Origin of the sequence: Aestuariivirga sp. (genome assembly GCF_041738905.1) — a bacterium.
In the GTDB taxonomy this organism is placed as follows: domain Bacteria; phylum Pseudomonadota; class Alphaproteobacteria; order Rhizobiales; family Aestuariivirgaceae; genus Aestuariivirga.
Window position 1 is genome coordinate 1 of record NZ_JBGSOZ010000105.1, and the last position, 8,318, is coordinate 8,318.

The following is an 8,318-nucleotide window of genomic DNA, read 5'->3' on the forward strand; positions in this document are numbered from 1 at the left end:
TGGCTCTGGACATACAATCATGAACGGCCGAACATGGCCTTGGGCGGCATCACACCCGCCCAAAAACTCGAACGCGAAATGAAGACCAAAACCGCCGCGTGAGTTCTACGCCAAACTCCCTCCAAAAACGGGGGGATTACCCTGGGGCTGCAACAGGTACTGGTAATCCGGCTCGGTCATTTGTCGGATGCACAGCGCAAGGCGCTCGTCATTGCCGACAACCAGCTGGCGCTCAACGCGGGATGGGATGAGGCCGCCCTGTCGGTGTTGATCCAGGAGCTCGATGCAGAGAAGTTCGAGATCGACTTGCTGGGCTTTGCGGCTGACGACCTCGACCGCTACGCTATAGCCGTCTTGACCCAGATGGCCGTGTTTCCGGTCTTTGGGCTCAAAGTTTCGCTGACGGAAAATCTCGTCATAGGCTCAGTCTTCACTATCATCTCGTTGGCCAGATCATATCTGTTGCGTCGCGCATTCAACGCCCTTGGCCAGTACCGCTTGAGGGAGAGACGTCAGTAGAACCATATGCCACCGATCGACAGGTCGGCATGAAAGGCGCGGCCGATCGCCACGATGCCCAACCTTCGCAGATGTTGGGCATCCAGTGGAACGTCGGTGCGATGCGGAAAGAAACTGGCGAATGGCAGTTGGAGTTCTCTCCACACAGATTCGGCGACAAAGCTCTGACGGTAAGATTGCCAGGGGCGCGTAAGATCCGGGGTACGAAGATGAAGGCCATATTCTTCACCATTGCCCAGAACGTCGATTGCAATGCCGCTATAGCCGCTGGCATCCACGCTGTCCCTGCCGGGGGCGAGATCAAGGGCGATTTGGATGAAACCACCGTTGTTTTCGAGGCTGACGGTACCCTGCATTCGGATGGCCGAGCGGCCGGACAGCGTTCATTGCTGCTCTCATCACGGTTGCGGCTGCAGTGGCGATCTGGTTCTGGCGCCGCCAGCGTCTGCTGGAGCAGGGCGCATGATGTTCTACTGGATCCTCTCGCCAATCGGACGCTGGTTGTCACTGGCAGGCGCCATCGTTGCGACGCTCGGCGTCGCCTGGCTCAAGGGCCGCGCCGCTGGCAAGGCGCATGTTGCGAGCCCATCACCGGCATCGGCGGCATCATCGGCAGCGTGCTGGCCATCTATGGCCGCATCGTCGCCACCAAGAAAGTCGCATGAGCTGGCTCTCGGCCCTTGCGGCACTCGCGAAGGTCCTCGCCGCCGTCCTGGATGCGGCGCGCGATGCTCAAATGCGGGGTGCTGGCCGGGCCGAGGCCATGGCCGAGGCTTCAACCCATGCACTTGAACTTATCAGGAAGGCACGCGATGCGCGCCGCGCTGCTGCTGCTGACGCCGCTGCTGATCCTTCCCGGCTGCGTGATGACGACGGGTTCCGTCGCGACTGACGCTCTTGCGTGTTCCATTTTCGAGCCGATCCGCTGGTCGGCGAAGGACTCAGACGAGACCATCCGGCAGGTGAGAGAGCACAATGCGGCTTGGAAGGCGGCATGCGCGGGAACAAAGTAGCCCAAATTACTACACTTCGCAGTAAGAATAATAGCTCCATCCATCTCCGCACCTACGTGCCAATCTAGAGGAAGTAGTCAGTAGCGGTTTGTCCGGCATTTGATGGTGCGATCCTTACCACCAAGTGCATGACGTATAACAACCGACTTCTTCACCCGGGCGCTAGCGAGACTGGGGTGGCCCGCCCTGCTCATGCCTTATCAGCCTTCGATCCTGGTGCCTGCTTGTATGAAAAGAATTGCATACGCATCTTCCAATTTGCCAATGCCAGTCAAGCCGCCGCCCCGGGTGACGAATTCGATTGCCACCTCAACTTTGGCGTTATTGTTCCACGAGCGAACTGTGGCGCCTGAGTTCGGCCGGTGTCGCTCGCCTTACCAGCAGACAGGTTCCAACTCAGTTGGCGTAATCCCGAACCGTTTCACCTAGGAGCGTGTTATTCAGCAAGAGGCTTGGATGGGGATCCTTGACACAGGTCATGTTGAATTCTGTCCGTTCGTCCGTAATTATAAGCAGCGTGATCCCCTCAGCGTCGCTCGGGGGAGAAGGCATGGAGGTGTTATGGCTATTGTGGTTGCATCCGATCTCTCTCCGCGTTCTTGGGCTCCGCTCGCAAGAGGCGTACAGCTTGCACGGGATTTAAGACAGAACCTGCATGTTGTTCACGTTTTTGATGGCGATCTTCCTAAAGTGGCGCACGTAGCAATTATCGAGGGCGCGACCCAGATCCTTGGTCGGGAGTGTGCCAGGCTTGGATTCGAACCGAAGATCGAGATCATCGCGGGCTCGGCCAAGACTGAAGTCGTCCGCTACGCTCTCGACGTCAGCGCCAAGATGATCGTTGTCGGCCGTCATGACGAGGAGAAGGACGGGTTCTTCCAATTCAGCGACACGACCGCCGGGAAGATTGCGAGATTGAGCCCCCTGCCGGTGCTGCTCGTCAAGGATGAGCCGGCCCGGCCATATCGCGCGGTCGTCGTCGGTGTGGACTTCTCCATCTACTCGCTATCAGCCATCCGTCACGCCAGCAGCATTGCACCGGACGGCAGCCTCTACTTGATCCATGCCTATCAGGTCGCTTTCCGCTCGCGGCTCGGAACCGAGGAGTATCTCGCCGAAGTGAAAAAGGACGCGCGGCAAGCGTTCGATCGCTTCATGACGCAGGAAATGGCCGAACTGACGCGTCGCGCGTCGGTACCCCAGGCCAAAGATGCCAGCCTGCAGTCCGAGGTCATCGAAGGCATGCCCTACGAGGTCTTGGTCGGGTCAGTCAAACGCCTTGATGTGGACCTCCTGGTGGTCGGCACACATGGTGCCGGCAGACTGGCGCGAACCATCTGGGGCAGCGTTGCAGCGGCGCTTCTTGAAGACCCACCATGCGATCTGCTGATTGTGCACGAAACCTGATACGGTTCATCATCGGCCATATGAGTGTAGTCGGGCCTCTCCCTAGTGGGAAAGCAGGATTGGCATGCGAAGATCGTTGAGAACTCCCTTGGTCGCACCGCCGAGGACAAAGTCACGAACGCGGGAGTGGCCGAAGCCGCCCATCGCGAGAAGTTGCGCCCCCGCTTCCAAGGCGGATGCCTGGAGCGCCTCGGAAATGGTTCTTGCACTGAGCGCAATGCCAAGAGGTTTGGCATTGTAGCCCCTCTCGTGCAGCGAAGCTGCAAGTGCCCCGGCGAGATCAGGACCGCTCAAAGGCTTTTCGTCGCGAATCGTCAGCACCGTGAGGCGCCCGTCTTTAGGAAGAAGAGCCAGAGCATCCCACAAGGCACGTGCGGCGACGCGGCTGCCATCCCAGGCGATCGCAATATGATGAAGTGCCGCCGCACTCGCTGAGGACGGGACCAGAATGGCCGGCCGTCCAGACCCGAAGACGACAGATTGCGCCATGTCCTGTGTCAGGAGTGTCTCGCCGGACCAGGGAAGCACCGAAAGTTCATAATACCGCGCTTCGGCAGCCGCTGCGTCGAGTGCGGCGCCTAGCACAACCTCGCGGCTCTTGCAGCGGACCTTCAGGCCCGCGCCCGCCGCTCCCTGGACGAGACTCTCCAAGCGGCGGCATTCGGCTTTACTCTTTTCCTCAGCGCCGCGCACGAGCGCTGGGACGTCGAGAAGCAGCCCACCCATAGGTGAATAGAGCTGCGGAATGTCGACAGAAAACGTCGTGACATGCAGGCCGCACCCCATCGAGCCTACGAAATTGACTGCAGCCAAGATCGAGGCGTCAGGAGGAGCTTCTGGATAGGACGAGAGGGCGAGGTAGGCGGTTTTCGTGTGCATCTCCAAGACTCCTTGAGTTGCTGACGGTTTCCGGGGCGAGGGCACAAGAAATGAGTACCTCATCCAAGTGACTGAGCAGGTGCTCATCATTTAGCATGGACATCTGATCGCGAGATTGACCTGTATCAACCCAAAGTGACCAAACTGCATTATCCTGCATCAAACAAACACTCACTGAGGCATGAAATGCCACACGACCGATACCAGACCGTGCAGGAGCTGGCCGAAAGGCTGGAAGTTGCCGAGGCGACCGTGCGGCAGTGGATCAAATCAGGAGAGCTCCGTGCCATATACATCGGCAAAGGCTGGCGGATCTCCGACACTGACTTGGAGCGGTTCCTATGCGAGCACGAGACCATGCCGCGCGAGAAGGGCGGCGCGGCTGCCAGAGCCCGATCGGAAAAGTAGAGATGAATTCGGGCCCCTCAGATTAACGCCCGCGCCATCACACCTGGTACGCCGCTGCAACGCGTGGTGTGGTTGGTGACGGCGGGCAGCTTCATCAGGAACGGCAAATACTTGCTGATGATCGTATGCGAGCTCCTGAGCGATCACAAGGACGAGACGCATGATTCCCGAACCGCACGCGAAGACCGCCACAGACTGCCTTGTAGCGCTCAAGGCCTCACTTGACGGCTTGGCCGCACTCGAGGCCGCGCGCCGTCTTGCCGAACACGGGCCGAACCAGCTGCCCGAGGCGCAGGCGCGTGGGCCATGGCTACGGTTCCTCCTGCAGTTCCACAACGTGTTGATCTATGTCCTTCTGGCGGCCGCGGTGGTGACGGCAGTTCTGCAGCACTGGGTCGATACCGGCGTGATTCTTGCCGTGGTGCTGGCCAATGCGGTCATTGGTTTCATTCAGGAAGGCAAAGCTGAGGCGGCCATGGCCGCGATCCGCAACATGCTTGCGCCAAGGGCCGCCGCACTTCGGGACGGGGGGCGAGTGACGATCGGAGGCGCCGATCTTGTGCCCGGCGACATTGTGCTTGTCGAGGCGGGCGACAAGGTGCCGGCCGACCTGCGGATCATCGAAGCACGGGGATTGGCAGCGCAGGAGGCGATCCTGACCGGCGAATCCGTGCCGGTGGAGAAGGACAGCGCGCCTGTCGCCGCCAAGGCAGCGTTGGGCGACCGGCGCTCGATGCTTTGGTCGGGTACGCTGGTGACGCAAGGCACCGCGCGCGGGCTGGTGGTGGCGACGGGCAAGGGAACTGAGATCGGGCGCATCGGCGGCCTCCTGGCAGAGGTCGAGCAACTGACGACGCCGCTCGTTGCGCAAATGGACCATTTCGCGCGCTGGCTTTCCTTTCTTATCCTGCTCGTGGCCGCCCTGCTGCTGGTCTACGGCTATTACGTCGGCCACCACGACTTTGCCGAGATATTCATGGCCGTTGTCGGAGTGGCTGTCGCCGCGATCCCTGAAGGCCTGCCGGCGGTAATGACGATCACGCTCGCCATCGGAGTGCAGGCCATGGCGCGGCGGCATGCCATCGTCCGGAGGCTACCGGCGATCGAGACAATCGGCTCGGTTTCGGTGATCTGTACCGACAAGACCGGTACGCTGACGCGAAACGAAATGGTCGTGACAGCGGCCGAGACGCCAGAGGGGGCATTTGCGATCACTGGCGATGGCTATGCCCCCGAGGGCGCTATCACCCCTCCAGGCAACCTGAGCCGCCTGGCGCTGGCGGCGGCGCTTTGCAACGACGCAGCCTTGCGCGACCGGGCCGGGCACTGGACGGTCGAGGGCGACCCGATGGAAGGCGCACTTCTGGCCTTTGCGGGCAAGGTTGCGGGCGATATCGCGGCCAGGCGTCTGGATGCCATCCCGTTCGATAGCCGCCACCGCTTCATGGCCGTTCTGACCGACGGGCCAGAAGGCCGCGCGATCCATGTGAAAGGCGCACCGGAGCGGGTGTTGCGCATGTGTCAGGGCATTGACATGCACCACTGGCACGACCGGGCCGAGGCAATGGCGCGGCAGGGCTTGCGGGTGCTGGCCTTGGCAGAACGGTCCGAAACCAGTGATCGGATCGATCCCGCTGTGCTGGAAGGCGGTTTGACCTTCCTTGGTCTTGTCGGCCTGATCGACCCTCCCCGCCCCGAAGCGATTGCTGCAGTGGCCGAATGCCGGGCAGCGGGGATCCGGGTCAAGATGATCACCGGCGATCATGCCGGAACCGCCGCTGCCATTGCCGCACAGGTCGGGCTTGAGAACCCCGACTGGGTCCTGACCGGCCATGACCTCGACAAGTTCGACGACGCGCAACTGGCGCTGGAGGTGATTGGGGTTGACGTCTTTGCCCGCACCAGCCCCGAACATAAATTGCGCCTTGTCACCGCATTGCAATCGCATGGGTTGTCAGTGGCGATGACGGGCGACGGGGTGAACGACGCCCCCGCGCTGAAACGCGCCGATGCCGGCATCGCCATGGGGCTGAAAGGCTCTGAGGCCGCCAAAGAAGCCGCCGATCTGGTGCTGGCGGACGACAACTTCGCCTCGATCGCCGCGGCGGTGTGTGAAGGACGAACGGTCTATGACAACCTGAAGAAGGTGATCAGTTGGACCCTGCCGACCAACGCGGGAGAATCCATGGTCGTGGTGCTGGCGCTGCTAATTGGACTGGCCCTGCCGGTCACCGCGGTGCAAATCCTCTGGATCAACCTGATCACCGGCATCACGCTCGGCATCGCGCTAGCCTTCGAACCGACCGAGGCCGGCACCATGGCCCGCCCGCCGCGCCCGCGCAGCGCGCCGATCCTGTCCGGCGAGCTTGTCTGGCACGTCGTGTTGGTGGCAATCCTGTTTCTGGCAGCGGTTTTCGGCGTCTTCACCTATGCCCTCGACAAGGGCCACTCCCTCGCGCTGGCCCAGACCATGGCGATGAACATGTTGGTCGTGCTGGAGATCTTCCATCTGTTCTTCATCCGCAACATCCACAGCACGTCGCTGACCTGGGCGGCGGCGCGCGGCACCAGCGTGGTCTGGACGGTGGTTATCGCCATCACCGGCGCCCAATTCGCGGTCACCTATCTGCCGCCTCTGCAGTCGATGCTCGGCACCCGGCCTGTGCCGCTGATGGATGGCATCTTGATCGTCGCTATTGGCGCCGCCTTCTTCGCCATCATCGAGATCGAAAAGCAGATCAGATTGGGGTTGAAGGGATAAACTGTATCGGAGCCGGGATGAGTGCGCCCGGACAATTCTGCCTTTCACTCCTATCGCCAGCATTCGACGAGCGCCCGCAACAGATCGGCTCGGCTGATCTGCCCGATCATCCGGCCGTCCTCCATGACCGGAAATCGCCGGTAATGACTGGCAAGAAATTGTTCGGCGGCAGCGACCAGATCGAGATTGGCATCTAGTGTTTCCACCGACATGGACATGTAGTCTGCCACGTTGCCACCCCATTGCTGATGGTAACTGGCATTGAGAGCGGCCTTCAGGCAGTCCTTCTTGGACAGCACCCCAACGAGCCTGCCACTTTCATCGACCACCGGAGCGCCGGAGAACTTCATCTCAAGAAGCAATTCCATTGCGCGCAATATCTCCATGTCCGGCGAAAGAGTCACGACTTTCGATGCCATGTAGTCGCGGATGCGAGGCCGTTGATTCATTCTTGACCTATCCCTTCAGGACGACAGTCGGCGCGGCACTCTCCGCTGCAATTGCAGGCGAGTCCGCCGCAAGAACCCTTCAACGGCGCTCGCCGTGCCAAGATCCCGACCGCCAACCCGGTCATCGAAATGATAAAGACGATGAGCACCAAGAGAAACACTTCCATCGTCATCTCCTATCGCAAGACGAAAGCTGCGAAGTTGCCAGTCATGATCTCCCGGAAGCCGGAACGTTCCCGAACAAGGAATAGGGCATGCAGTTTCAGGGCCTCAGCGCAGTCGGGTCCAGCTTCAGTTCCCAGAGCAAATAGTCCCGTAGCCATCGCATCCGCCTCCATGGCACTTCCTGCCAGCACGGACACCGAGGCCAGCCTCGAATCTGCGGGGATTCTCCGGCACGTCTACGCTAATGTCGCCGCGCAGTGCGACTTGACAGGCGAGACGTGCAGGCGCATCAGCAGGTGAAGGAGGAACTGGGACTCGATCACTTCGAAGGACGATCCTGGCAAGGTCTTCATCGACACGCCTTGCTGACGATGATCGCTTACGCCTTCTTGCAGCATCGTCGCCTCGCCGAAGCGGGGCGAGAAAAAAAGACACCACGGTCCACCACCTCGGCCAAGCCTGCCAACCGTTCGTCACGCCATCACCACTCTCATGCTGCAGTCAACACCTTCGCGATGCCCGCACTGCCGCCGATGGCTGAACAATTGACGCCATGACTGAAACTGCCAAAGTAGTGCTAGGCTCAGGACCTATTAAACTGGTTGCGGATCAGTTGCAGTTTTGATTCAAGGCTTCCGATAGAGGAGGCCTTCATGAGCAAGCTGTTTCTGCTGAGCAAGTCCCAGATGTCGCGAATTTCGCCATGTTTTCCGCTGG

Annotated in this window: 10 protein-coding genes and 1 pseudogene; 7 read left to right on the forward strand and 4 right to left on the reverse strand. The window is 60.6% G+C overall.

Annotation, left to right across the window (positions count from 1 at the left end; all coding sequences use genetic code 11):
* Positions 1-180 precede the first annotated feature (180 nt).
* A complete protein-coding gene (locus ACEW8Q_RS08805) occupies positions 181-519 on the forward strand; it encodes a hypothetical protein (RefSeq protein WP_373503679.1) in 339 nt (112 codons plus the stop codon).
* Here the strand turns inward: ACEW8Q_RS08805 and ACEW8Q_RS08810 are convergent.
* On the reverse strand, positions 513-875 hold the full coding sequence (locus tag ACEW8Q_RS08810; RefSeq protein WP_373503680.1) for a CIA30 family protein: 363 nt from the start codon (positions 873-875) through the stop codon (positions 513-515). The two genes, ACEW8Q_RS08805 and ACEW8Q_RS08810, sit on opposite strands and share 7 nt — an antisense overlap.
* Positions 876-905: 30 nt before the next feature.
* Here ACEW8Q_RS08810 and ACEW8Q_RS08815 point away from each other — a divergent pair, with 30 nt between their 5' ends.
* The 3 genes from ACEW8Q_RS08815 (at position 906) to ACEW8Q_RS08825 (ending at position 2,939) form a co-directional block, all read left to right on the forward strand.
* Complete coding sequence (locus ACEW8Q_RS08815; RefSeq protein WP_373503681.1) at positions 906-1,184, forward strand: hypothetical protein; 279 nt, start codon at positions 906-908, stop codon at positions 1,182-1,184.
* Positions 1,181-1,411 (forward strand): hypothetical protein, encoded by a 231-nt coding sequence (locus tag ACEW8Q_RS08820; RefSeq protein ID WP_373503682.1) that lies wholly within the window; start codon positions 1,181-1,183, stop codon positions 1,409-1,411. Before ACEW8Q_RS08815 ends, ACEW8Q_RS08820 begins: the two co-directional genes overlap by 4 nt.
* 682 nt (positions 1,412-2,093) lie before the next feature.
* A complete protein-coding gene (locus ACEW8Q_RS08825) occupies positions 2,094-2,939 on the forward strand; it encodes a universal stress protein (protein WP_373503683.1) in 846 nt (281 codons plus the stop codon).
* A 42-nt stretch (positions 2,940-2,981) separates the two neighbouring features.
* Here the strand turns inward: ACEW8Q_RS08825 and ACEW8Q_RS08830 are convergent, their stop codons facing one another.
* Positions 2,982-3,818, reverse strand: coding sequence for a universal stress protein (locus tag ACEW8Q_RS08830; RefSeq protein WP_373503684.1), 837 nt, complete (start codon positions 3,816-3,818; stop codon positions 2,982-2,984).
* A 186-nt stretch (positions 3,819-4,004) separates the two neighbouring features.
* Here ACEW8Q_RS08830 and ACEW8Q_RS08835 point away from each other — a divergent pair, with 186 nt between their 5' ends.
* A complete protein-coding gene (locus tag ACEW8Q_RS08835) occupies positions 4,005-4,226 on the forward strand; it encodes a helix-turn-helix domain-containing protein (RefSeq protein ID WP_373503685.1) in 222 nt (73 codons plus the stop codon).
* A 160-nt stretch (positions 4,227-4,386) separates the two neighbouring features.
* Positions 4,387-6,987 carry an HAD-IC family P-type ATPase gene (locus ACEW8Q_RS08840; protein ID WP_373503686.1) on the forward strand — a complete coding sequence of 867 codons (2,601 nt, stop codon included), beginning with the start codon at positions 4,387-4,389 and terminating at the stop codon, positions 6,985-6,987.
* 50 nt (positions 6,988-7,037) lie between these two features.
* Here the strand turns inward: ACEW8Q_RS08840 and ACEW8Q_RS08845 are convergent, their stop codons facing one another.
* Entirely contained in the window at positions 7,038-7,436 is a 399-nt protein-coding gene (locus ACEW8Q_RS08845) for a CBS domain-containing protein (RefSeq protein WP_373503687.1), read from the reverse strand.
* Between the two features lie 176 nt (positions 7,437-7,612).
* On the reverse strand, positions 7,613-7,825 hold the full coding sequence (locus ACEW8Q_RS08850; RefSeq protein WP_373503688.1) for an FAD:protein FMN transferase: 213 nt from the start codon (positions 7,823-7,825) through the stop codon (positions 7,613-7,615).
* 57 nt (positions 7,826-7,882) lie between these two features.
* On the opposite strand from ACEW8Q_RS08850, the pseudogene ACEW8Q_RS08855 reads away from it, so the two are divergent.
* Positions 7,883-8,158 (forward strand): annotated as a pseudogene (locus ACEW8Q_RS08855) (IS701 family transposase); the annotation flags it as partial.
* Positions 8,159-8,318 lie beyond the last annotated feature (160 nt).

Excerpts from the sequence above, each read along its gene's own strand:
- ACEW8Q_RS08820 (WP_373503682.1), top strand. The coding sequence starts at position 1,181 with ATGAGCTGGCTCTCGGCCCTTGCGGCACTCGCGAAGGTCCTCGCCGCC.
- ACEW8Q_RS08835 (WP_373503685.1), top strand. The coding sequence starts at position 4,005 with ATGCCACACGACCGATACCAGACCGTGCAGGAGCTGGCCGAAAGGCTG.
- ACEW8Q_RS08840 (WP_373503686.1), top strand. The coding sequence starts at position 4,387 with ATGATTCCCGAACCGCACGCGAAGACCGCCACAGACTGCCTTGTAGCG.
- ACEW8Q_RS08830 (WP_373503684.1), bottom strand. The coding sequence starts at position 3,818 with ATGCACACGAAAACCGCCTACCTCGCCCTCTCGTCCTATCCAGAAGCT.
- ACEW8Q_RS08845 (WP_373503687.1), bottom strand. The coding sequence starts at position 7,436 with ATGAATCAACGGCCTCGCATCCGCGACTACATGGCATCGAAAGTCGTG.
- ACEW8Q_RS08825 (WP_373503683.1), top strand. The coding sequence starts at position 2,094 with ATGGCTATTGTGGTTGCATCCGATCTCTCTCCGCGTTCTTGGGCTCCG.
- ACEW8Q_RS08810 (WP_373503680.1), bottom strand. The coding sequence starts at position 875 with ATGCAGGGTACCGTCAGCCTCGAAAACAACGGTGGTTTCATCCAAATC.